We start from the raw sequence: 23,408 nt of genomic DNA, 5'->3' as shown, positions 1-23,408 counted from the left end.
GGGTTGAGGGGAGGATACTTCTATGAAGACTCTTAAATTCAAGTCTGAGTCCATCATTTTAAATGCTGAGGAGTTAGTGTTAACTTTTAGTTCTCCTTACATGGATGTGGAACATTTACTTCTTAGCATAATTAATGATAAAAATAATAAAGCTTGTAAGATCTTACAGAAAATTGGAGTTGATCTTAGAAAGATAAAGACTGAATTAGAAAAAGAATTGAGGAATCGAAAAACTGACCAATATGAGATATCTCCTGTAAATCAAAAGATCTTTGAAATCTTTAATTATGCTCAAGATTTTGCAGAAAAATTAGGAAGAGAAATTGTAGACGCAGAACATCTTCTTTTGGGAATACTTAAGGAGAGCAGTTCTTTTGCATCTAAATTGTTATTTGATAGCGGTGTAAGTGTTGAGAGGGTATTGAGTGAAATTAAAAGTTGATATTGCTTATAAATAATTTCCTTGGTATAATTTTCTTTGCTTGGAGAGGTGGCCGAGTAGGTTTAAGGCAGCCGCCTGCTAAGCGGTTGTACGGGCTAAAACCCGTACCGTGGGTTCGAATCCCACCCTCTCCGCCATCTTCACAGGTAAGAAAATAACTCATGGGGGTACAGATAATTTAATCTTAGAAGTATAAACTTATCATCCTTTATTTTAAAGTGAGTTATAGAGCATGAACTTATAGTAATCTTCCCAAAACCTATATGATAAAGATCTAAAAATACATAGAGAGCTGCTCTTATTATTGCTCCATGGGTAAAGATTACTATTTTGTGGTTTTTATGATTCTCAAGAATATATTCTTTTTCAATAGATAGTCTTTTGTAGGCATCTTCAAAGCTTTCTCCTTTGGGAATTTTTCCTTTTTCAGTGTGGTAAAGCCACAACTCTCTTTCTATAGGATACTTTTCATGTACTTCTCTTACTGTTAATCCTTCCCATTCCCCAAAATCAAATTCTATCCAGTTTTCTCTAATTAATATCTCTTTGTTGAGTTTCTTAGAAAGAGGAATTGCCGTTTCGATAGCTCTCTTTAAGGGGCTTGAGTAGATATAATCGAATTTCTCTTTGGCAAGATAATCGGATAACAATTCTGCTTGAGATTTACCTTTAGAGTTTAGGGGGATATCAGTCCTGCCCTGAAATTTTGCCTCTCTATTCCAGTCTGTTTCTCCATGTCTTATTAGATATATTTCACCCATAGTCTATTTAATTTTAGCAAAATAATGTTAAATTTTTGTTATAATCATCTAAAGAGGTGTGCTTAAAATTTTTGTTATTTTAGGTGAAGGTTTTTATGAGGATAAGGAAGAAAGAGTTGATAGAATCGGATGTTTCCCATGGAACCCCAGATTTTCCTCTGTTTGTTCATGAGGATATTTTTGTATATAGAAATGGAATCGTGAATCCTCATTGGCATAACGAATTTGAAATTTTATATATGGAGAGAGGCATAGGTATGTTTTATGTTGATGGTTATGAATATAAATTAGGAGAGGGGGAATATCTCTTTGTAAATTCTGGTTCTATACATTCGGGTAGGGAACTGGTAAGAAAGAGTGTAGGGTATGCTATTGTATTTGATTTAAGATTACTCTATTCTGAGGAGCCTGATTATTGTAAACACGAGTATTTTTTACCGCTTATAAATAAAAGATATTATATACCTACAAATATTAATGATGAAAACATAAGAGAGAATATTTTAAAAATAATAGAAGCTTTTAGGGAGAAAGATTATGGCTATGAGCTCTATATAAAGAGCCTTTTATTTGACACATTCTGGAGAGTATTTAAATATTATGCTAAAAAGCAAAACCAAGATGGTAGACTCGGATATAAAATCGATAGGATCAAAGATTTGCTCAGTTACATAAATCAGAATTACAATAAGAATTTGTCTCTTGATGAGCTTAGCAAGCAAGTTGATATGAGTAAATTTTATCTTTGTAGGTTGTTTAAAGAATCTTTGAAAATGAGCCCTGTAGAATATATAAACAAAGTAAGAATTGATAAAGCTATGGAGCTTCTTATAAATACTGATATGAGCATTTCTGAAATAGCCTTTGAGTGTGGTTTCAATAATATAAGTTATTTTATCAAAGTTTTTAGGAAGTATATGCATACGACCCCCTTGAAGTTTAGAAAGCAAAATCTATAAAAGCCCCTAAATGAGCAAAATATTTTTATTTTTTATCAAAATAATAGTAGATTTTAAAATTTTATTAAAGCTACAATATAACTAAAATTCAGGTGTTTTTAAATAAAAAAGAAAGGGGGCAAATAAATGAAAAAAATTTTGTTATCCATAATTTTAATCTCGCTTTTTATTCTGACTTCTGTAATTCCATCTTTTGCTCAAAAGGTATACACTTTCAAAGTGGGGAAATATACTTTTAATATTGATACCCAAAAGTATAGAGGGAAAACTATTTATGTATGGCAATTTTGGCCCGAAGATGATACCGCTCTCCCTGGAACAAGATCACCTAAACAGGTAAGAGAAGAGTTTGAGAAGATTACAGGAGCAAAAGTAAAGATAGTTTATACCACTTGGGAGAATTATAGGCCAAAATTAAGTGCTGCTATCCTTTCTGGCTCTGGAGCTGATGTAGTGTATATAGGAGCAGGAGAAAAACCCACTTGGATGATGAAGAAAATGCTCCTTCCCCTTGATAGGTATATTGATTTTAAAGATAAGAATCTTTGGGAGGCCGTTGGTTTTAGACAAAGCACATTAGATTTCTTTAAGTGGAGAGGCCAGATTTATGCGGTAACTAATATCTACAACGATAATGTATTCCCGTACATACTTTACTATAATAAAGAGAAATTTGAAATGGCAGGGCTACCCGATCCTCTTGAGCTTTATAAACAAGGCAAATGGACCTGGGAAACTTTTTTCAATTTAGGTAAACAGCTTACTCAAGACATAAATGGAGACGGGAAAATTGATCAATATGCTTACGCTACTTGGGCAGTGGTACAGCCTTTCTTATATACCAATGATGTGCAGGTAGTTAAGTATGTGGGGGGGAGACCTATATTTGCTATGGATGATCCTAAGGCTTATAGAGCATTCCAAGCCATTTATGAAATGGATGCAAAATACAAGATGAGACCTGCGGATTGGTGGAATGATCCTCAGGGGAGGTTCCAAAAAGGTATTACTTGTATGGATTATTGGGGTCCATGGGAGCTTTCAGGTATGAGAAATGCTCTTGGTAAAAAATTAGGAATAGTTCCTTTTCCTAAGGGTCCAGATAGTAAGAAGAAGAGCGCAGATATGGCTGATGATGGTGCTTGGGCAATAGCTTCTTCTTCCAGTGATCCAGAGCTTTCTGCTTTATATCTTTTGTGGATGCTAACTCCTACTGATAAGGAAAAAGAGATAATTGTTAAATCTCAAATAGAGAGGGTTGGTGGAAAAGAAATTTATGATCTTTTGTTAGACGCTGCTACTCGAGCTCAGATAGATCCTATTTCTGGAATTCCTGGTTTCTGGGACTTAATTAATCAGATTGATGTAGCAAATCCTGCAAAGTCTATAAAAGCGTTGAAACCTAAGTTCCAGGCTGCTATTGAGGCGATCTTAGAGGGTTTAAAGTAGGGTTTAAAAATGGGGGAAAGGGAGTTGTCTTTCCCCCATTTTTGTTTTAAAATTGCTTTAAAAAATGGAGGTTGTTTTAGTGTTGAGGTTTAAAGAAGCTATGAAACCGTTTTTAAGATTTGTGCTTATATTGCTCTTTTTATTGGGATTAATTACAAAGATAATTTTTGCTCAAGGCTCCTCAGCTAAAAATCTAAATGTTATCTTTGAACTTATAAGTAAAGAAAGTTCGTATGAAACTTATTTATCAAAATTTTCTAATAAAAATAGACCTGAAGTAGTCTTGGTCATACCTGCAGTAAATTATTCTGCTTACTCTAAAGATATGGAGTTAAAGAAGCTCACAAATTTAACCCAAGATAAACATCCTGTTCTTTATATGGGTGAGAATGGTTTTGTAGAGTGGACTTTTAATATTGAGGAAGAGGGTTTGTATAACATTGCTGTGAAATATTATCCTGTACCTGGAAAAAATTCTGCTATAGAGAGAGAAATACTAATTGATGGTAAGAGACCCTTTAACGAAGCAAGAATTGTTAGATTTGAAAGGATATGGAAAGATGCTGGAGATCCCTTGAGAGATAATAGGGGTAATGAATTGCGGCCATTGCAAGTGGAGTTTCCTATGTGGGTGGAGAAGGTTATTGATGATTCTGATGGTTTATATTCTGAGCCATTTCTTTTCTATTTTTCAAAGGGAAGACATACTCTGAGATTTGTTTCAGTAAAAGAACCTGTAGCAATAGATTATATCAAAATTTTTAATCTTAAAGATATTCCCTATTATAGAGAGGTAATGAAAGAAGAGCATATCTCTAAAAGCAACTTTAAGAATATTATTGTAAAAATTCAAGGAGAAAAAGCTCACTTAAAATCAGAGCCAACTCTTTATCCTGTGTACGATATGAGCAATCCTCTTAATGAGCCTTATAGTTCTAAAAACAAACTCTTAAATATAATAGGAGGGTATAACTGGAGATCTGCCGGACAATGGATTGAGTGGAAGTTTACAGTACCAGAGAGTGGCTTTTATAAGATTGGGTTTAAATTTAGACAAAATGCAAATCCCGGTATACCATCAGAGAGAACTCTTTATATAGATGGGGTTGTTCCTTTTAGAGAGGTAAGAAATATAAAATTCAAATATGATACTAAATGGCAATTCAAGTATTTGGGAGATGGAAAAGAAGATTATCTTTTTTATTTAAAAAAGGGAGAACACACCCTTAGGCTAAAAGTGAGTTATGAAAGTATAGCAGAAATTATGAGAAATGTATTACAATGCTCCATAGATTTATCTCAACTTTATACCAAAATTGTAATGATTACCTCTCCAAATCCTGACCCATACAGAGATTATCTCTTAGAACAGAGTATTCCAGACCTTATTCCTACTTTGGAAAGGAATGCAAAGATATTAAAAGAAAATGCTGAAAAATTAAAAATTCTTGGAGGGGAAAAAGTTAGTGAAGCAGCAACCCTTGAAAGAGTGGCTATTCAGCTTGAAGGAATGGCTAAGGAACCGGAGACTATTGCTCAAAGATTACAAAGATATAGAGATAATCTATCGGCACTTTCTGCGTGGGTACTTGCTATTAGAGAGCAACCTTTAGATATTGATTACATAATTATTGCTTCTCCAGATATGAAATCTCCAAGAGTAAATCCAAACATCCTTGAGGCATTTTTAGATGGAATAAAGAAGTTTTTCTATTCCTTTTTGGAAGATTATAACATGATTGGAACTGTGTATGACAAAGAAAAAGCAATAAATGTATGGGTTCAAATGGGAAGAGATCAAGCAGAGACCCTAAAAATGCTTATAGATACAGATTTTACTCCTAAGACAGGAATAGGAGTTAACCTAAACATTATAACCACAGAAGCAGCTTTACTTTTCTCGGTTGCTTCTAAGGAGAATCCTCCTGATGTGGCTTTAAATGTCCCAAGAGGGCTTGCTGTAGATTATGGGATAAGAGGAGCTCTTGTGGACATTTCAAAATTATCTGGTTTTGAGGAGGTAAAGAAGCAGTTTGCTCCTTACGCTCTTGTTCCTTATAGCTTTGGTGGAAAAGTTTACGGACTTCCTATGACTCAAGATTTTCCCATAATGTTTTATAGAGCTGATATATTGGGACGTTTAAATATTGAAATTCCCAATACTTGGGAAGAACTTTATGAAACCATTGCTAAACTGCAGAGTTATAACTTACAGTTTGCAGCGGGAACAGGTGGTACAAGTTTTGATATTTTTAACATGCTTCTTCTTCAGAGAGGTGGAAGATATTACACTGAAGATGGCAAAAGATGTGTTCTTAATAATGAAGAGGGTGTGACAGCATTTAAAGAATGGACCAATTTGTATGTACTTTATGGTATTCCTCTTTATTATGATTTCTTCAACCGTTTTAGAACAGGAGAAATGCCATTGGGAATTGGTCCATATACTATGTATAACCAATTTAAAGTTGCTGCTCCTGAAATAAGTGGTCTTTGGGGAATTGCTCCTGTTCCCGGAAGAAGAAAAAATGATGGTTCAATTGACAGAAGTGTAGCTGGAGGTGGAAATGCCATATTGATTTTTGCTCAGACTAAGAAGCTTAAAGAGGCATGGGAATTTGTTAAGTGGTGGGTCTCTACTGATGTTCAGGCAAGATTTGGTAGAGAACTTGAAGCAGTTCTTGGAGCGGGAGCCAGGTACAATACTGCCAATATAGAGGCCATGAGTTATTTGCCATGGCCTTCTTCAGATTACAAAATCCTCTCTACTCAATGGAAATATTTAAAAGAAATTCCTAATGTTCCTGGAAGTTATTATGTTTCAAGACATTTAGACAATGCCTTTAGAGAGGTGGTTATGCTTGGTGAAATTCCAAGAGAGGCAATAGAAAAATACACAAGAGAGATTAACAAAGAGATTGATAGGAAGAGAGAAGAATTTGGTTTAGAGCTTGCAAAAGATTGATTTGGGGGATAAAAAATGAGGGAAAAATTTAGGGATTTATGGAAAGAAGTGAAGAAAAATAAAGAATCCTACTTTTTGCTTTTGCCATATTTTACTCTGTTTTTTACTTTTGTGGTTATTCCTGTAATAGTGGGGGCTGTGTTGAGTTTTACTAATTATAACATAATTCAAGTGCCTAAGTTTATTGGTTGGAACAATTATAAACGTCTATTTTTAGAGGACGATGTATTTCTTATTGCTCTTCAAAACACTTTTAAATTTGCTCTTATAACAGGTCCTTTAAGTTATTTTGCTTGTCTTTTCTTTGCATGGTTGATAAATGAGCTCCCACCAAGGATTAGAGCTGTTTTAACTCTTTTGTATTATGCTCCTGCCTTATCCTCAGCAATATTTTTTATCTGGACTTACATTTTTTCTGGGGATGTGTATGGTCTTTTAAATGGGTTTTTAATGAATCTTGGAATAATAAAAGAGCCTATCTATTGGCTTCAGGATTCTAGAATTAATTTATATGTTTTGATGGTTATACAACTATGGATGAGTCTTGGTACCAGTTTTCTTGCCTTTATAGCTGGATTTCAAACTATTGACAAGTCTTTGTATGAGGCTGCTGCTGTGGATGGTATAAGGAATAGATGGCAAGAACTTTGGTATATAACTCTTCCTTCTATGAAGCCTCAACTTATTTTTGGAGCCATAATGCAAGTTACTTCTTCTTTTGCAGTCGCGGATATCTCAGCCCAACTTATAGGTTTTCCAAGTCCTCTCTATTCTGCTCATACTATTGTACTTCACATGTGGGATTATGGGAGCATAAGATATGAGATGGGGTATGCTTCTGCTATTGCTGTAATTTTATTCTTAATTACTGTTGCTATTAACCAGGGTGTTAGAAAGATAATAAGGCCTGATTAATGTGGTAAGGAGGTTTTGGGTTTAAAATGAATAGGAGGATAAATAGATCCCTTTGGGGAAATATGATTGTAATAATTGTACTCACGGTGGTAGCAATATTTATGGCTTTACCATTAGTTTATTCAATAATGAATGCTTTTAAGCCTCTTGATGAACTTTTTTTATTCCCCCCAAGACTCTTTGTGAGAAGGCCCACTCTGAAAAATTTCTCTGATCTATTTTATTTGATGAGTAATTCTTTTGTTCCTTTCTCAAGATATCTTTTTAATAGCGTATTTATCAGTTTTCTTAGTACTTTAGGACATGTAATAATAGCATCTATGGCAGCCTATCCTCTGGCAAAGCACAGATTTCCTGGAAGTAAATTTTTGTTTAATTTAGTTATCTTTTCCTTAATGTTTTCAGGATATGTGACTAATATACCGAGATTCATAATTATGGCAAAATTAGGACTTTTAGATACTTATTTCGCCTTAATTCTTCCATATATAGGTGCCACTTTAGGGCTATTTTTAATGAAACAGTTCATGGAACAAATACCCGACTCTTATATAGAATCTGCAAGAATAGACGGAGCTAATGAATTCAGAATATGGTGGCATGTGGTTATGCCAAATGTAAAACCTGCTTGGCTCACTCTAATATTATTTGCCTTTAGGGACACTTGGAATGATACTTATACTCCTGCCTTATATCTACACAATGAGGCTATGAAGCCTTTTTCTTTGGCATTGACTTACATACAACAAGGAGGATTTGTTAGAGCTGGGGCTGCTGCAGCTGCCGCAGTTCTTATGATGCTTCCTTCATTGATAATCTTCATATTAACCCAGAGTAATGTGGTGGAGACTATGAAGTCTGCTGGAATTAAGGAGTAATGTGTATGAGAAGAAGAATTATAAAATTATTTTTGCTACTATTCTTAATGAATATTGCTTTTGCAGGAATCCCTTACTATACATATATATACAATGAGAGACGAAGACCTGTACCTTCTCTTCCTGGATTTGAACCTGAAAGAATAATCTCAGGAGAAAGTGTAAAGCCGGATCTTTCTTTTTCAGCTCCAGAAGACCTTTTTATAGATAAAACTAATGGGGACATTTATATAGCAGATACAGGAAATAATAGAATAGTTGTAATAGATAAGAACTATAGGTTAAAAGAGATTATAAAAGATTTTGTAAACAATGGTAAAAAGGACTTTTTCAAAGCTCCAACGGGGCTTTTTATTACCCGTGATGGAAAACTCTATATTGCTGACTCTCAAAATTCCCGAATTGTGATTCTAAATAGAGATAGAAATCTTTATATGGTTATAGGAAAGCCTGTGGGAGAAGTGATAAAAAGGGATTTTGTGTATATCCCCAAAAAGGTAGCGGTGGATAATTTGGGAAGAGTATATGTGGTGGCCGAAAATGTAGTAGAGGGTTTGATTCAATTTAGTCCAAAAGGAAATTTTGAGAGATTCTTTGGAAGTAATAGAGTTGAAGTAAATCCTGTAGAACTTTTTTGGCGAAGAGTTCTTACAAGGAGACAGAGAGCACAGCTAATGCTTTTTATACCTATCGAATATAGAAATGTAACTGCTGATAAAGATGGGTTTATTTATGGTTGCGTTAGAGCCTGGTATGATCAAATAAAAAGATTAAATGCTCTTGGAGATAACATAATAAAGCATGAAGGTCGTACTGGTAATATGTATGGAGATCTCTATTTTGGTTTCACAGTAAGAGGAGAAATTGCAGATATTGCTGTAGATGATTCAGGAAACATTTATGTTCTTGATGGTAGAGTAGGAAGATTTTTTGTGTATAACAATCTTGGAGATTTTCTTTTTGTTTCGGGGGATATAGGAAATCAAATGGGAACTTTTCAATTTCCAACAGCTATAGACCTTTATGGTGGGAAGGTATTTATTCTAGATGAGAATAAAGGAACTATAACAGTATTTAGACCTACCTTATTTGGAAGCCTTGTTTTGAAAGCAAATTCTTTCTATGTAGACGGTTATTATGGAAAGGCAGCTGAGGTATGGAGTGAAGTTGTAAAAATGGATGCAAATTATGATCTTGCGTACATTGGTATTGGAAAAAATTTCTTGCATGAAGAAAAATATAGGGAAGCCATGATAAACTTTAGGCTCGGTTTTTATCCTGAGGGTTATTCTAAGGCTCTTAGAGGTTTTAGAGTAGAATATATGAGAAGAAACTTCTCAAAGATAATGAACTCTTTCTTACTTTTTATACTTGCTCTTTATTTGATAATAAGGTTTTTAGGAAGAAAAATAGCTGATTATTATAGAAATTATGCTAAAAAACATCCATTATTTGATGCTGTAATGTTTGCTTTTTATGTGATTTTTCATCCCTTTGAGGGATTTTATGAATTAAAAAGGAGAAGAGAATCTTTTAATGCTTCAGTGATACTTCTTATTTTTGTTATTATTGCATTTATTGTTAAAAGACTTATGACTGCTTTTCATTTTAACCCTTATAGACCAGAAGAATTGAACATATTTCTTGAAGTAGGAAGGGTCTTGATTCCTATTCTTGCGTGGGTAATTATAAATTGGGCAGTTACTACTATTATGGATGGTAAGGCAAAAATAAGAGAGATTTTTATAATGACGGTTTATAGTTTATTTCCGTTAGCTTTAATTTATTTACCTCAGACCTTGCTAAGCCATGTATTTACATTGGAAGAGTCTGCTTTTTATTACCTCTTTGATACTATTGGAAGTCTTTGGACTTTGTGGGTAATTTTTGCGGGTATGATGGAGCTTCAGGAATACTCTTTAAGTAAGGCTTTAGGAACTTCTCTTATTACTCTTGTAGGTATAGTCTTTGCCATGTTTATAGGTATGGTATTTTTTGCAACCTTTCAGCAGTTTATAAGATTTATTTACATAGTTTATCTAGAAATTAAGTACATGGTTGGTTGAGAGGTGGAAAGATGCGAGTAAAGTTATTGATTTTATTGTCTATCATACTTCTAATTATTCCTCTTTATGGGCAAAATGGCGAATATAAAACTGTTTCTGAGAATAGTAGATACATTATGTTGTTTAATGAAAAAACTGCTGAAGTAGCCATAAAGGATAAGGTGACGGGAAAGATCTTTAACCAGTTTCCTAAGGATTGGGAAGGAGATTTTTCTATGGGGGTAACTAAATTCAGTATTCCCTCTCATTTGGTTCTTGAGATGGCAGACGAGGAGGCAAAAATTTCTATTTATAACACTTATGCCCTTGGAGTTATGAGAGGAAATTTTAAATATAAGAATATTAAGGATGGTATAAGGATAGATTATGAATTTTCTACTCAAGGAGTCACTATTGCTATTGAGTTTATTTTAACTGAGGCAGGTTTTAAAGTAAGAATCCCTATAGATTCAATAAAAGAGGAAGGAGATCTTAAAATAAATAGAATATGGGTTCTCCCATATTTTACTTATGGGAGTAAAAAGGATAATGGATATTTAATTGTTCCTGACGGATCTGGTGCTCTTGTTAGGTTTGACCATAAAGTTGGAAATGAGAGAGGTTTTGAACTTCCCGTGTATGGTTACGATTTTGGCTTACCTCTTTATGATATGCCTCCAAAGACCGAAGGAATTAGACTCCCTATATTTGGAGCTAAAAGGAATGATCTTGGAATCTTAGGGGTAATAGAATCTGGTGATTTTGATTCAAATATAGCTTGTTATATGGCTGGTAATGCTACCTCCTATTTTAGAGTTTTTCCAATCTTTGACTATAGAAGGATTCATAAATTCTTGCTTTATGAGAGAGAAGCGTCTACTGGACAGGCTGGAGAGGTTGTAGATGTTCTTGTTAATAAGTTTTCTCCCTACACTATTAAGAAAGATATAGTAGTGAACTATTTCTTGTTTACTGGTAAAGATATTGACTATTCTTTTATGATTAGGACCTACAGAAATTATCTTCTTAAAAATGGATATCTCAACAAAAGGATAAATAATGTCTCGGAGGTTCCTTTTAATCTTGTAATTATTAACAGTATCAACATAAAAACAACGAAAGCAGGAGTTCCTGTGATAGATTTGTTTCCTCTTACTACCTTTGATGAAACTATTAAGATTCTTGAAGAATTCAGAAATAGAGGAATAAAAAATATAAATCTTGTTCTCAAAGGTTATCAATCTGGCGGATATATGAACAAAATAACAAATGGGATAAGGTTAGAATCAAAGCTTGGAGGGAATAATGGGTTTAAAAAGTTAATAGTATACTGTAAAAATAACAATATTTCTTTAATTCTGACTGCTGAAGTTATAGAAGTACATAGTCCAGGAAATGGCTTTTCTCCATCCCGTGATGCTAACAGATATTTGAATAATGGACTTGCTTTTATGTATAAGTGGGATCCTGTGGTTAAGAAGAAAAATAGAGACTATGATCCTTGGTTTACTGTATTGCCTGAGAGGGTTCCTATATACCTTAACAATTTTTTGAAAGATTTGGAAAAATATAATCTCAGTAATGTCTTAGTGGAAAAAATGGGAGATTATATATCTTCTCAGAATAAAAGACCTAAATTTCTTTCAAGGGAAGAGGTTGCATCTTTGTGGAAGGAAAATCTAAGTACCTATATGAATAAGTTTAACTTTGTTTTTACATCTGGTAATTTTTATGTCCTGCCTTACGGCTCTTTGATTCTTGATATTCCTCTTGATTCCAGTAATTTTGCTATCGAGTCTGAAAGTGTGCCTCTTTTACAACTTCTCATACACGGATATGTTCCTTATAGTGGAAAGCCAGGTAATTTAAGAGAGAGCCAGAAAAAAGAATTTCTTAGAATGATAGAGTACGGAGCTTTACCTTATTATGCATTAATCTTTAAAGATTCTTCTTATTTCAAAAAGAGTATTTTTAATGAGATGGTTAGCTCCAACTATGAAGATTGGATTGACCAAGCAGTAAAAGAATATAACTCTCTTAAAGATTTATATAGGAATATATATGACGTGCCTATGAGAAATCATGAAAAGTTATATGAAGGAGTATACAGGGTCGAATACGAAAATGGAACAGAAGTGATTGTTAATTATACCAATAAGCCATTCAGTTATAAAGGAAAGATAGTGAGAGGGGAAGATTTTGTTTTCTTTTTAGGAAAGAATTAGGGAGGAATTAAAAGTTATGAAGAAGGAAAAAAAGTTAAGGACCTTATCTCAAAGACAGGCGAGGATTGGGAGGCTCTTTGTATATCCTTGGCTTTTGGGTTTTTTAATATTTTTTGCTTGGCCCTTTATTCAATCCATTATTTTTGCTTTTAGTCAGTTAGATGTTTCTCCTGAAGGGTATAATTTAATCTTTGTAGGTTTTAGAAATTTTATAAAAGCTCTTAGAGAAGATCCAAACTTTGTTAGGTATTTAACTAACGAAATAGGGAATATGCTTGTTAATATTCCTTTGATAATAATGTTTTCTCTCTTCATAGCAATTCTTTTGAACCAAAAATTCAGGGGAAGAACTTTTGTAAGAGCTATTTTCTTTTTACCTGTAGTAGTAATGTCAGGAGCTTTACTTTATGTACTTGAAAGCAATTCCATGGAACAATTTACTATGGGGGCTCAGGCTGGAATGGCTCTATCTAATTCTCCGTTTTTGAGAGGTATAGACTTTAGACTTTTCTTAATAAGAATAACTGGTAATATACCTTTCTTAATGCCTGTGATTAATGCCATTGACCGAATATATGAGATTATATGGAAATCAGGGGTTCAAATACTAATATTTCTTGCTGGTTTACAGTCTATACCTACATCCCTTTACGAAGTTGCTCATGTAGAAGGAGCAACCGCTTGGGAGACTTTCTGGAAGGTTACTTTACCTATGATATCTCCAATTATTTTGGTAAATGTAATTTATACTGTGATTGATTCTTTCACAGATTATAGTAACGATGTTTTAAGATATATCCTTGAAGTCGCCTTCAGACAATTGAATCATGGTTATAGTGCAGCGATAGCTTGGCTTTATTTTGTCATCATTGGTATAGTTCTCTTAATTATTATGTGGGCACTTTCAAAGAGAGTGTTTTATATGAACGAGTAAAGGGAGGCATATAAATTCATGAGTATATACAGAAAATATGGAAAAGAAGAACTTATATTGATATTTAAAAATAAAGTATATAAGTGGTTTATAACTCTTCTTAAAATTATGCTTTTTATTGGACTTTCTTACGTATTGCTACGCCCTGTGCTGTTTATGTTGAGTACTGCTCTTAAAAGTAGGGAAGACTTAATTGATCCCACAGTAGTATGGATACCTAAGCATCCAACTCTTGAAAATTTCAAGAAAGCTTTTGAGTCTCTTAATTATTTAAATGCTTTTAAGAATAGCTTAATAATTTCTATTCTACCTGCAATCTTTAATGTTATTTCTTGTTCTATGATTGGTTATGGCCTTGCAAGATTCAAGTTTAAGGAAAGGGAATTGATTTTTGCATTAATTCTATTCACTTTAGTGGTTCCTCCTCAAGTATTGCTAATTCCTCTTTATGTCTTTTATCAAAGATTTGATATTCTTGGGTTAATCAAGTTAATTAAAGGTGAAACCTTAAATCTCTTAAATACTTATTATCCAATAGTTCTTCCTACCATATTAGGAGGTGGTTTAAGAAGCGGACTTTTTATTTATATTTTTAGACAGTTCTTTAGGGGTATGTCAAAGGAATTGGAAGAGGCTGCGTATGTGGATGGAGCTTCTCCATTTCAAACTTATCTAAGAATTTTTGTACCCAACTCTATTCCTGCTATTGTGACAGTTTTTTTGTTCTCTTTGGTTTGGCATTGGAATGATGTTTTTGAACCCTCAGTATTTATTGGAGATTTTGATAAATATACTCTATCTCTTAATTTAGCCAATATTAGAGCAATAATTACTGGAGGAACACAGATTTTTGATCCCTTATTAATACTTCCTCCTCAGTATGCTGGAGCTATTTTGGTTATTTTGCCCATGTTGATCTTTTATATATTTACCCAGAGATTCTTTGTGGAAAGTGTGGAGAGAACAGGGATTGTTGGATAAAAAAATTTTTTGGGAGGTGTTTCCATGAAGAAGGTAGTTTTAATAAGCTTAATCTCTTTACTTCTCTTAACGGTATCTTTCTCTCAGTCGGTGAAAGAGATTGTAATTTATGATGGAGAAACTGAAAATACTAATCTATCAGCTTTGGGATATTGGATTGCACCAGAAGGTTGCAAGGTAGAGGAAATGGAAGGTATAGCATATTCTGGTAAGAAATGTTTAAAAATAGATTTTGTATGGAATAGTTGGTGGGCTGGAATGGGGATTAACTTTGCTAAGTGGAATTTTGAGGATAAGGATAAGATTTTAGATCTTTCCAATTACAAAGCTCTTGAGTTTTATATAAGGGCTGAAAAATTGGACAACTATAATCTTTTGGTGACCATTGTGGAAGCTCCTGCACAAAAAGATGGAAAGGAATTTTATTCTGAGAAGTATACCGTAATGGGAGGGGTTCCAACTCAATGGACAAAAGTTTCTATTCCTTTAAAGTCCTTTGTAACAGTAGATAAGAAAAGAATTTGGGGAATGAGCATTGAAGTAACAGGCATTCCTGAAGGGAAAGCGGTGCTCTATGTAGATAATATTAAATTTGTCAAAGACTGAGGTGAATTAAATGAAGGAAGTATTAATTATAGTTTTGTTAATTCTTATCTGTCTTGGGTCAGGCAAACTGTATGCTATCACCTATAAGGGTAGTTTCCATTATATAGATCCCCATAAGGCAATTGAAGAAATGGATCCTGGTTGGAATCTGGGTAATGCTTTAGATGCCATACCTGATGAAACTTCATGGGGAAATCCCAGGACTGAGGAATATGTTTTTGAGGATATAAAGAAAACTGGTTTCAAAAGTGTGAGAATTCCTGTTACATGGATTGATCATATGGGACCTGCTCCAAATTATAGGGTTGATGAAGATTGGATGAATAGAGTAGAGGAAGTAGTAAATATGGCTCTAAGGAAGGATCTATACGTAATAATTAATGTACATCATGACTCTTGGCGGTGGCTGAGTAAGGAGATGAAATCGGACAAAGAAGCCACGATTGATAAACTTGAGAAATTGTGGCTTCAAATAGCAGACAGATTTAAGGATTATTCAGAAAAGCTAATTTTTGAGATTATTAATGAACCAACGTATGAAGGATTTTCTGAGGAAGAGGCAGGTGCTCTGCAAAATGAAGTAAATGAAAGGATTTTAAAGGTGATAAGAAATTCTGGAGGATATAATGATAAAAGACTGGTAGTAGTCCCTCCATTGTGGACTGACACATATAAAGCAGAAAAATATTTTGTGCCTCCAAAGGATCCTAATATTATAATAGGTATACATTATTACTCTCCCTGGGATTTTACCGCTAACTGGTGGGGAAGAAAAAGCTGGGGCACAGAGAGAGATAAGGAACAGATGGATAAAGATATAAAAATTGTAAAGGAAAAGTTTCCTACTTACGCTTTTATCATTGGGGAATATGGGCTTTTTAATGGTAATAAACCTGCTGAATGGTACTATTTTGATAATCTTATTAGAGTTGCTAAGAAGTACAAGATGGCAACTTTTTACTGGGATAATGGGGAGAATTATGATCGTAGGAATAGGATTTGGAGAGATGAACAAGCAATAAAAGTTATTATAAATGCTTCTTATGGCAAAAGAAATGCTTTTTTAAATCCAGGGGTCTTATATGTTAGAGAAAATAAAATAAAGGACGAGAATATAGAAATAGAACTAAATGGAAATTCTTTGATTGGAATATATTTAAATGGAAAAACTTTACAGCAAGGTAAAGATTATATTCAAGAGTCTCCAGACAAGGTAATTCTTAAAAGGGAATTTTTAGAAAATATTGTTAAACCACAAAATTATGGTATATTGGCTACCCTTAACTTTAGGTTTACGGAAAGTGCAGACTATCCTTTAAGTATAATACAGTATAAAGATCCCATGCTTCTTGACAAACCTTTTAATATTATAAGGGGGGTTCCTATAGATTTAAGATTTATTATAGCTTTTAATGGTACAAAGCTTTGTGCTATAAAAATTTTTGATGCAGAAACAGGAAGACCCATAAGAGATTCATGGACACCGTATTTAAGAGGATGGGATGATTTTTCTGTGGTTGATTCTCAGGTGGTTGTAAAGAAGCACGTTTTTGAGAACCTATCAAAGTATCAGAATATAAAGAATATTAAAATAATTTTTGAATTTTTCCCAGGAATTTCTCTTGAAACAGTTGTTAAGGTAATTTAAGACAATATAATGCTATTTTGTAGCAATATTGTGTTAGAGAATACATATAAAAAATTATAAAATTTAGTATAATCAAATGAAAATATTTACAATAAAGGGGGATTGATAGAGTTAAATTTAGTCTTGAAAAATTTAATCTCTCTTAAATTAACCTTGAGGGAGGAGGTTTTAAAATGGCTAAAAGTAAAATTTTTGTAATTTTTTTCTTGGTGTTTTTTGCTTTTTTAACTTTTGTTCCAGGATTTGGACAGAGGGTTTATCAGTATAAGGTGGGAAATTATGTGCTCAATATTGATACTCAGAAATATAGAGGGAAGACCATTTATGTATGGCAACATTGGCCTGAAGAAGAAAAGAGTAGTATTCCTGATGTAAGATCACCAAAAGAAGCAAGAGAAGAATTTGAAAAAATAACAGGAGCAAAAGTAAAAATAGTTTATGTAACTTGGGAGACTAAGGTTGAGAAACAGACAGCTGCAATACTTTCAGGTTCTGGTTGTGATATTGTTTATATTGATAGTAGGCAAAAACCTACTTGGATGATGAAAAAGATGCTCCTTCCTTTAAATAGGTATATTGACTTCAATAATAAAGATCTTTACAATGCTGTAGGCTTTAGAAAACCTATTCTTGATTACTTTACTTGGAGAGGTCAGATTTATGCGGTAACTAATATCTACAACGATAATGTATTCCCATACATACTTTACTATAATAAAGAGAAATTTGAAATGGCAGGACTACCCGATCCTCTCGAACTTTATAAACAAGGTAAATGGACATGGGAGACCTTTTTCAATTTAGGTAAACAGCTTACTCAAGATACTAATGGTGATGGAAAAATAGACCAATATGCTTATGCAAGTTGGAGAACGTATGCTCCATTTCTTTGGACTAACGATGTTATGCCTATAAAATATGTGGGTGGAAGACCAGTATTTAATCTTGACAATCCAAAAGCCTATAAAGCATTTCAAGCTGTTTATGAAATGGATGCAAAATACAAGATGAGACCTGCGGATTGGTGGACTGATCCTCAGGGGAGATTCCAAAAGGGCATCACCTGTATGGATTATTGGGGTCCATGGGATATTTCTAATATGAGAAATGCTCTCGGTAAAAAGTTAGGCATGGTTCCATTCCCAAAGGGTCCTGATACTAATAAGAAGAGTGCTGATGAGGGTGATGATTCTGCTTGGGCAATAGCTTCTTCTTCAAAGGATCCTGAGCTTGCTGCTTTATATCTTTTGTGGATGTTGATGCCAACGGACAAAGAGAAAGAATTGATTGTCAAGAATCAGATTGAGAGGGTCGGAGGAAAAGAGGTGTATGATATTTTAATGGATGCAGCAACAAGGACAGTTATAAATCCTGCTGCTGGGATTCCAGGATTTAGCGAATTAATGGACCAAATTGACACAGCAAATCCAGCAAAATCTATAAAGGCTTTGAAACCTAAGTTTGAAGCTGCAATAAATGCTGTTTTAGAGGGATTAAAATAATTAAAAAGATAGACCTGCTGGGATTACAGTCCCAGCAGGTCTCTTATTTTTTTATATTCGAAATATACCTTTTCAAATTCCTCTTTATTTTGGGAGTATATAGTTAAGAAACTTTTCTCTTTAAAGTTTTCTAATTCTTTGTTTAAAGCTTTTGAGATTAGTAAAGCTAAGCCTTTAGATGTTAATTCTTTTTCTTTTGAGATATGAAGAGGCATATTTATTATGTTGGCTTTGAGTTGTAGGAGAGATTTATATCTTGTCATTCCACCAGAGACTATGATTTTTTTAATCTCAAAATTCTTTTTTAAACTTTCAATAATGGTTTTAGTTTCAAAAAATACTCCTTCCCAAATGGCCTGCCCTATATCTTTTAAAGAGGTATTTAAATCAATCCCATAAAAAAATGCTTTTATAATCTTTGAGTTTCTATTTTCCTTTCCCATTAAGTAGGGGAAGAATAAGATCTTTGATGATTTTTCTGTTTTGACTTTAAAACTAAGCTTTAACTTTTCTTTTGTCCATTTCGTTATTCCTCCCGAATATGGTATTCCTGCTATTACATAATAAAGATTATTCCAAATGCAACCCACAGAATAGCCTAATTCTTTTATAGATTCTATAAGCATAGGCTCCTTAGTGTGCGCTAAAATGGCTTCTGCTGTACCCCAAGAATCATAAAGAGTTTTAGAGAGATCCAAAGTTAGGCTACCTATAGGATGATCATGTCCTCCTAAAACGTATATTTGTTCTTTCTCTTCTATAATGCTTCCTGCTGGCTTTACTTCTGGAAGTTTTTCCATAGGAATTTCACACAGATTTAATATTTCCTCTGACCATTTTTTGTTCCTTATATCAAAAAGAAGCATTCTGCTTGCAAGAGAGTAGTCTGTAATAGGTTTTCCTGTAAAGTGATAATTTATAAAGTCTATGACGTTTAACCATTTATAAGAATTTCTCCATAGATCTTTATAGTGTTTTTTAAGCCACAGAATTTTTGCTAAGGAATACTTAGGATTAATTTTTAAACCTGTAATCTCAAAGATTCTTTCCCTACTTAGTTTTTTAAGGATTTTAAGTTCTTCTCCTCCTCGATGGTCGAGCCAAGTATAAACAGGAGTTAGAGGCCTTCCTTTTTTATCAATAAGTAAACCTGATTCTGCCATTCCTCCTGTGGAAATACCCGTTATTCTATTTTTATATTTTCTCTTAAATTTTTCAGTAATTTCCTCTATTGTATTTATCAATCTAAGAGGATTAATGGTTTTATCTCTTTCTATAGGTGTATTTATAGATTCTTTTTTTAAAATTTTCCCCTCTTCACTCCAAATTATAATCTTTATATTTGTTGTTCCAAGATCAATAGTAATATACATAGCTCTTTTATGATATAATACAAAAACTTAAAGATTCAATGGGGAATCATAAGATGATGAAAATATTTATTACAGGACAACCGGGAGTTGGAAAGACGACTTTACTGAAGAAGATATACAACTTTTGTAGGGAGAAGAGTATAGTTGTTTGTGGCTTTATCACTGAGGAAGTAAGAGAAAATAGATTTAGAATAGGATTTGATCTTATAACCTTAGGAGATAATCAGAGATTAAACTTTGCCTCTATCTATAAGGAAACACCTTATAAATTTGGTAAATATTTCCTTGATATAGCGGCTTTAGAAAATGTTATGGATAGGATTTTTTGTATAGAGGCTGAGGTATATATAATTGATGAAATTGGAAAAATGGAATTTTTCTCTGAGAGGTTTAAGGAGAAAATTCATAAAATTATGGAGAATGATAAGCTAAATATTGTCGCATCTCTTCATAGAGATTTTGTAAAAGAGTTTAAAAAATACGGAAAAGTTTATTATTTAACTCAAGACAATAGAGATTTGGTTTTTGAGGAAGTAAAACAGGAAATTTTAATATTAAAAAAATAATTTTTTTGGTTGTTAATTTATACTAAATTGGTATAAAATAAAAAAGAAAGGAGGTAGCGAAAATTGAAGAAAGTTGAACTGCCCATATCTGGAATGAGTTGTGCTTTGAGAATCGAGAATGCCTTGAAGGAAGTTGGAGAGATAGCAGATGTAAAAGTGAATTTCTCCTTAGAGAGGGCTGAAATAACTTTTAGTGATGAGATTAACTTAAAAATTATAAAAGAAAGGATTGAGGACATAGGTTATGGACTTATTACTTCAAAAGTGTAATTTCCTGTTTTGGGGATGAGTTGTGTGAATTGTGCAAAGAAAATAGAGCGTGAGTTGATTGAAGCCTTAGGGATAATAGATGTCAATGTAGACTTTGCAAAAGAGAAAGTATTTGTGGGATATGTTCCTACTTTGATTAGCATTAAGGATATTAAGAAAATTATTGAAGATCTTGGTTATATTCTGATGGTTGATGGTCATGGAAAGGAAACAACAATTGAAGAAGCGAAAGAAAAAGAGTTAGAAGATATTAAAAGAAGATTCCTTATAAGCGTAATATTGGCTATACCAGTATTCTTAGGAAGTATGGTTTTTAAATTGAAGTCTGTCTTTTTGTTCCTTTTAACTACACCTATTCAGTTTTATGGTGGTTATCCTTTTTATAAAAATGCCTATTTAGCAATTAGACATAAGTTCTTTGACATGAATACCTTGGTTTCTTTAGGCACCACTTCCGCATATGTTTATAGCGTATTAAGTACTTTCTTTCCTTCAATTTTTAGTGAAACTAATATAAAGCCTGAAGTTTATTATGATAGTTCTGCAATAATTATTACTTTTTGTTCTTTTAGGCAAGTTTTTAGAGAAGAGAGCTAAAAGTAAAACCTCTCAGGTTATTAATAGACTCTTATCTTTAAAACCTGAGGTTGCTTTTGTTAAAAGAGGTGAAGATTTTGTTGCTATTCCTGTAGAGGAGATATTAAAAGGAGATATAATTTTGATAAAACCTTCCATGAGAATACCTGTAGATGGGGAAATAATAGATGGTACTTCTTATATCGACGAATCCATGTTGACGGGAGAAAGTACAACAAAGGAGAAGAAAGTTGGCGATGAGGTCTACGAAGGAACCATAAATATTAATGCTGTAATAAAGATAAAAGCCAATAGAATAGGACAAGAAACTTTACTTTCTAGGATAATAAAGAAGTGTAGAAAAGTAGTTATGGTAGGAGATGGAATTAATGATGCTCCTGCTCTTGCAAGGGCAGATCTTGGTATTGCGATGGGAAGTGGCACTGATATTGCTATTGAGTCGGGAGATATAGTCCTTGTGAATGGTGATTTGAGGGGGGGTTTAAGAGCATTAGAACTTACAGAAAAAACCTTTAAAACCATTAAGTGGAATTTGTTTTGGGCTTTCATATATAACATTATTGGAATTCCTATAGCAAGTGGAGCTCTTTACCCCTTCTTTGGGGTTTTATTAAATCCTATGTTTGCAGGGATAGCAATGGCTTTTAGTTCTGTGTTTGTAGTGACAAATTCTCTAAGGTTAAAAAAATTTAAGGTATCTATATAAAGGAGGTGTAAGTGATGTGTTGGTATTTTGGATTTCCCTTTTGGGGTACCCCATGGTTTTTGGGAGGTCCCTTTATGATGTTTGTGGGTTTAATATTTTGGGTTTTTGTATTTGGAATATTTTTCTACCTTATAAAGAGGAATACGAAAAATTAAGAGGTCTATTGTCTTAATTTTGATTGAAAGGAGGAGTTTTATGAGTGAGGTTTTTGGACTAAGGAAAGAAAGAAAAGAAATGTTAAAAGAGTTGATAAGAAAGATACACAAAGGAGAAGATCCTGAAAAGTTAAAGACCCGGTTTAAAGATATCTTTGGTAGTGTAACTACTACAGAAATAGCGGAAATAGAACAGGAATTAATACAAGAAGGAATGCCAAGAGAGGAAGTAATGAGGCTATGTGAAATACATCTCAAGGTTTTTGAGGAGGCCTTGGAAAAGGATAAAGTGGATTCGCAAGCAGGGCATCCTGTAACTATATTGATGTCGGAGCACAAGAAGCTTATAGAGTTCTCAGAAAGATTAAAGAAAGCTGTTGAAGAGCTGAAATTGGCTGGGGATTTTGAAGAGGGTGAAGATAAGCTACGGGAGATAATAGATATAGTGGACCATTTTAAAGAGGCTGAAAAACACTATCTGAGAGAGGAAAATGTTTTGTTTCCCTATTTGGAAAAGCATGGTATAACAGAACCTCCTGCAATAATGTGGATGGATCATGATAAAATTAGAAGTATTAAAAAGGGAATCTTTAACATGGTTGAGAGCTTTCAAGGTTTTTCTTTTGAGAATTTTGTAAATACTTTGCTATATAAAGCAGTTGAACTTGGAGATACTATGTCTTCTCATTTTTATAAAGAGAATAACATCCTTTTTCCTATGGGGCTTCATGTAATAACAGAAGAGGAATGGAGAGATATAAGAATTCAATTTGATGAGATAGGATATTGTTGTTTTACTCCCCCAGAAGTTTTAACTCCTGTGGAAAGAAAAAAAGAAGTTTCTGTTCAAGTTGAAGACAAAATGAGACTTCCTTCAGGAAGTTTTACCTTAGCTGAGCTTAAAGCAGTTTTAAACACTTTGCCAGTAGATATAACTTTTGTAGACAAAAATGATGAAGTCAAGTATTTTAACGAAACTAAGGATAGAATTTTTGTAAGGACAAGGGCAGTTATTGGGAGAAAAGTCCAACAATGTCATCCACAGAAAAGCGTGCATATAGTAGAAAAGATACTTGATGAGTTTAAAAAGGGTACAAAAGATCATGCAGACTTTTGGATAAATGTGAATGGGAGGTTAATTTATATAAGGTATTTTGCGGTAAGAGATGAAGATGGAAATTACCTTGGTACTCTTGAAGTTACTCAAGATATAACAGAGATTAAAAAGATTGAAGGAGAAAGAAGATTATTAGATTGGTAAAGGAGATGACAAAAATGGCAAAGGATCCTGTTTGTGGAATGGAGGTAGATGAGAGGAACCCACCTGCAGTTTCTGAGTATAAAGGGAAAAAGTATTATTTTTGTAATAAGGCTTGTAAGATAGAATTTGATAAAGATCCAGAAAAATATGTAAAAAAGTAAATAAATTTT

Annotated in this window: 20 protein-coding genes, 1 tRNA gene and 1 pseudogene; 20 read left to right on the top strand and 2 right to left on the bottom strand. The window is 33.4% G+C overall.

The genetic code is table 11. The features are described 5' to 3' along the window. Nucleotides 1–22 precede the first annotated feature (22 nt). Nucleotides 23–442 (top strand): Clp protease N-terminal domain-containing protein, encoded by a 420-nt coding sequence (locus DTUR_RS08260; protein ID WP_012583946.1) that lies wholly within the window; start codon nt 23–25, stop codon nt 440–442. Between the two features lie 42 nt (nt 443–484). After that, a tRNA-Ser gene (locus tag DTUR_RS08255) sits at nt 485–579 on the top strand. A 3-nt stretch (nt 580–582) separates the two neighbouring features. Here DTUR_RS08255 and DTUR_RS08250 read toward each other — a convergent pair. Then, nucleotides 583–1,203 carry a histidine phosphatase family protein gene (locus DTUR_RS08250; protein WP_012583945.1) on the bottom strand — a complete coding sequence of 207 codons (621 nt, stop codon included), beginning with the start codon at nt 1,201–1,203 and terminating at the stop codon, nt 583–585. A gap of 95 nt (nt 1,204–1,298) precedes the next feature. Between DTUR_RS08250 and DTUR_RS08245 the strand changes: the two genes are divergently transcribed. The 12 genes from DTUR_RS08245 (at nt 1,299) to DTUR_RS08190 (ending at nt 18,310) form a co-directional block, all read left to right on the top strand. After that, nucleotides 1,299–2,162 carry a helix-turn-helix domain-containing protein gene (locus DTUR_RS08245; RefSeq protein WP_012583944.1) on the top strand — a complete coding sequence of 288 codons (864 nt, stop codon included), beginning with the start codon at nt 1,299–1,301 and terminating at the stop codon, nt 2,160–2,162. 126 nt (nt 2,163–2,288) lie between these two features. Next, on the top strand, nt 2,289–3,611 hold the full coding sequence (locus tag DTUR_RS08240; protein ID WP_012583943.1) for an ABC transporter substrate-binding protein: 1,323 nt from the start codon (nt 2,289–2,291) through the stop codon (nt 3,609–3,611). 79 nt (nt 3,612–3,690) lie between these two features. Then, entirely contained in the window at nt 3,691–6,576 is a 2,886-nt protein-coding gene (locus DTUR_RS08235; protein ID WP_012583942.1) for an extracellular solute-binding protein, read from the top strand. Between the two features lie 15 nt (nt 6,577–6,591). Beyond that, nucleotides 6,592–7,491: a carbohydrate ABC transporter permease gene (locus DTUR_RS08230; RefSeq protein ID WP_012583941.1), complete on the top strand. Its 900-nt coding sequence runs from the start codon at nt 6,592–6,594 to the stop codon at nt 7,489–7,491. A gap of 26 nt (nt 7,492–7,517) precedes the next feature. After that, nucleotides 7,518–8,369 carry a carbohydrate ABC transporter permease gene (locus DTUR_RS08225; RefSeq protein ID WP_012583940.1) on the top strand — a complete coding sequence of 284 codons (852 nt, stop codon included), beginning with the start codon at nt 7,518–7,520 and terminating at the stop codon, nt 8,367–8,369. 5 nt (nt 8,370–8,374) lie between these two features. Continuing rightward, on the top strand, nt 8,375–10,435 hold the full coding sequence (locus DTUR_RS08220; protein WP_012583939.1) for a YIP1 family protein: 2,061 nt from the start codon (nt 8,375–8,377) through the stop codon (nt 10,433–10,435). An 11-nt stretch (nt 10,436–10,446) separates the two neighbouring features. Beyond that, entirely contained in the window at nt 10,447–12,639 is a 2,193-nt protein-coding gene (locus tag DTUR_RS08215) for a DUF5696 domain-containing protein (protein WP_012583938.1), read from the top strand. Nucleotides 12,640–12,655: 16 nt separating this feature from the next. Next, nucleotides 12,656–13,573 carry a carbohydrate ABC transporter permease gene (locus DTUR_RS08210; RefSeq protein ID WP_012583937.1) on the top strand — a complete coding sequence of 306 codons (918 nt, stop codon included), beginning with the start codon at nt 12,656–12,658 and terminating at the stop codon, nt 13,571–13,573. Between the two features lie 18 nt (nt 13,574–13,591). Next, nucleotides 13,592–14,554 (top strand): carbohydrate ABC transporter permease, encoded by a 963-nt coding sequence (locus DTUR_RS08205; RefSeq protein ID WP_012583936.1) that lies wholly within the window; start codon nt 13,592–13,594, stop codon nt 14,552–14,554. A 24-nt stretch (nt 14,555–14,578) separates the two neighbouring features. After that, nucleotides 14,579–15,160 (top strand): hypothetical protein, encoded by a 582-nt coding sequence (locus DTUR_RS08200; RefSeq protein WP_012583935.1) that lies wholly within the window; start codon nt 14,579–14,581, stop codon nt 15,158–15,160. Nucleotides 15,161–15,170: 10 nt separating this feature from the next. Further along, nucleotides 15,171–16,808: a cellulase family glycosylhydrolase gene (locus DTUR_RS08195; RefSeq protein WP_012583934.1), complete on the top strand. Its 1,638-nt coding sequence runs from the start codon at nt 15,171–15,173 to the stop codon at nt 16,806–16,808. 173 nt (nt 16,809–16,981) lie between these two features. Beyond that, a complete protein-coding gene (locus tag DTUR_RS08190) occupies nt 16,982–18,310 on the top strand; it encodes an extracellular solute-binding protein (protein ID WP_012583933.1) in 1,329 nt (442 codons plus the stop codon). Between the two features lie 23 nt (nt 18,311–18,333). Here DTUR_RS08190 and DTUR_RS08185 read toward each other — a convergent pair whose 3' ends face one another. Beyond that, nucleotides 18,334–19,683 (bottom strand): FGGY-family carbohydrate kinase, encoded by a 1,350-nt coding sequence (locus DTUR_RS08185; RefSeq protein WP_012583932.1) that lies wholly within the window; start codon nt 19,681–19,683, stop codon nt 18,334–18,336. Nucleotides 19,684–19,697: 14 nt separating this feature from the next. Here DTUR_RS08185 and DTUR_RS08180 point away from each other — a divergent pair, with 14 nt between their 5' ends. The 6 genes and pseudogenes from DTUR_RS08180 to DTUR_RS08155 all read left to right on the top strand — a co-directional run bounded on the left by DTUR_RS08180 (nt 19,698) and on the right by DTUR_RS08155 (nt 23,399). After that, on the top strand, nt 19,698–20,249 hold the full coding sequence (locus DTUR_RS08180) for an NTPase (protein WP_341271214.1): 552 nt from the start codon (nt 19,698–19,700) through the stop codon (nt 20,247–20,249). A 63-nt stretch (nt 20,250–20,312) separates the two neighbouring features. Continuing rightward, nucleotides 20,313–20,519 (top strand): heavy-metal-associated domain-containing protein, encoded by a 207-nt coding sequence (locus DTUR_RS08175; RefSeq protein WP_164931027.1) that lies wholly within the window; start codon nt 20,313–20,315, stop codon nt 20,517–20,519. A gap of 15 nt (nt 20,520–20,534) precedes the next feature. Beyond that, entirely contained in the window at nt 20,535–21,116 is a 582-nt protein-coding gene (locus DTUR_RS08170; protein ID WP_287019929.1) for a cation transporter, read from the top strand. 16 nt (nt 21,117–21,132) lie between these two features. After that, nucleotides 21,133–21,822 (top strand): annotated as a pseudogene (locus tag DTUR_RS08165) (HAD-IC family P-type ATPase); the annotation flags it as partial. A 195-nt stretch (nt 21,823–22,017) separates the two neighbouring features. Continuing rightward, nucleotides 22,018–23,238 (top strand): DUF438 domain-containing protein, encoded by a 1,221-nt coding sequence (locus DTUR_RS08160; RefSeq protein ID WP_012583929.1) that lies wholly within the window; start codon nt 22,018–22,020, stop codon nt 23,236–23,238. 14 nt (nt 23,239–23,252) lie between these two features. After that, on the top strand, nt 23,253–23,399 hold the full coding sequence (locus tag DTUR_RS08155; RefSeq protein WP_012583928.1) for a YHS domain-containing protein: 147 nt from the start codon (nt 23,253–23,255) through the stop codon (nt 23,397–23,399). Nucleotides 23,400–23,408 lie beyond the last annotated feature (9 nt).

This window comes from Dictyoglomus turgidum DSM 6724 (genome assembly GCF_000021645.1).
Classification (GTDB): domain Bacteria; phylum Dictyoglomota; class Dictyoglomia; order Dictyoglomales; family Dictyoglomaceae; genus Dictyoglomus; species Dictyoglomus turgidum.
This window is presented reverse-complemented; position numbering and strand designations above follow the sequence as displayed.

Coding starts and splice junctions, on each gene's coding strand:
- DTUR_RS08260 (WP_012583946.1), top strand. CDS start 23: ATGAAGACTCTTAAATTCAAGTCTGAGTCCATCATTTTAAATGCTGAG.
- DTUR_RS08250 (WP_012583945.1), bottom strand. CDS start 1,203: ATGGGTGAAATATATCTAATAAGACATGGAGAAACAGACTGGAATAGA.
- DTUR_RS08245 (WP_012583944.1), top strand. CDS start 1,299: ATGAGGATAAGGAAGAAAGAGTTGATAGAATCGGATGTTTCCCATGGA.
- DTUR_RS08240 (WP_012583943.1), top strand. CDS start 2,289: ATGAAAAAAATTTTGTTATCCATAATTTTAATCTCGCTTTTTATTCTG.
- DTUR_RS08230 (WP_012583941.1), top strand. CDS start 6,592: ATGAGGGAAAAATTTAGGGATTTATGGAAAGAAGTGAAGAAAAATAAA.
- DTUR_RS08225 (WP_012583940.1), top strand. CDS start 7,518: ATGAATAGGAGGATAAATAGATCCCTTTGGGGAAATATGATTGTAATA.
- DTUR_RS08220 (WP_012583939.1), top strand. CDS start 8,375: ATGAGAAGAAGAATTATAAAATTATTTTTGCTACTATTCTTAATGAAT.
- DTUR_RS08215 (WP_012583938.1), top strand. CDS start 10,447: ATGCGAGTAAAGTTATTGATTTTATTGTCTATCATACTTCTAATTATT.
- DTUR_RS08210 (WP_012583937.1), top strand. CDS start 12,656: ATGAAGAAGGAAAAAAAGTTAAGGACCTTATCTCAAAGACAGGCGAGG.
- DTUR_RS08205 (WP_012583936.1), top strand. CDS start 13,592: ATGAGTATATACAGAAAATATGGAAAAGAAGAACTTATATTGATATTT.
- DTUR_RS08200 (WP_012583935.1), top strand. CDS start 14,579: ATGAAGAAGGTAGTTTTAATAAGCTTAATCTCTTTACTTCTCTTAACG.
- DTUR_RS08195 (WP_012583934.1), top strand. CDS start 15,171: ATGAAGGAAGTATTAATTATAGTTTTGTTAATTCTTATCTGTCTTGGG.
- DTUR_RS08190 (WP_012583933.1), top strand. CDS start 16,982: ATGGCTAAAAGTAAAATTTTTGTAATTTTTTTCTTGGTGTTTTTTGCT.
- DTUR_RS08185 (WP_012583932.1), bottom strand. CDS start 19,683: ATGTATATTACTATTGATCTTGGAACAACAAATATAAAGATTATAATT.
- DTUR_RS08170 (WP_287019929.1), top strand. CDS start 20,535: ATGAGTTGTGTGAATTGTGCAAAGAAAATAGAGCGTGAGTTGATTGAA.
- DTUR_RS08160 (WP_012583929.1), top strand. CDS start 22,018: ATGAGTGAGGTTTTTGGACTAAGGAAAGAAAGAAAAGAAATGTTAAAA.
- DTUR_RS08155 (WP_012583928.1), top strand. CDS start 23,253: ATGGCAAAGGATCCTGTTTGTGGAATGGAGGTAGATGAGAGGAACCCA.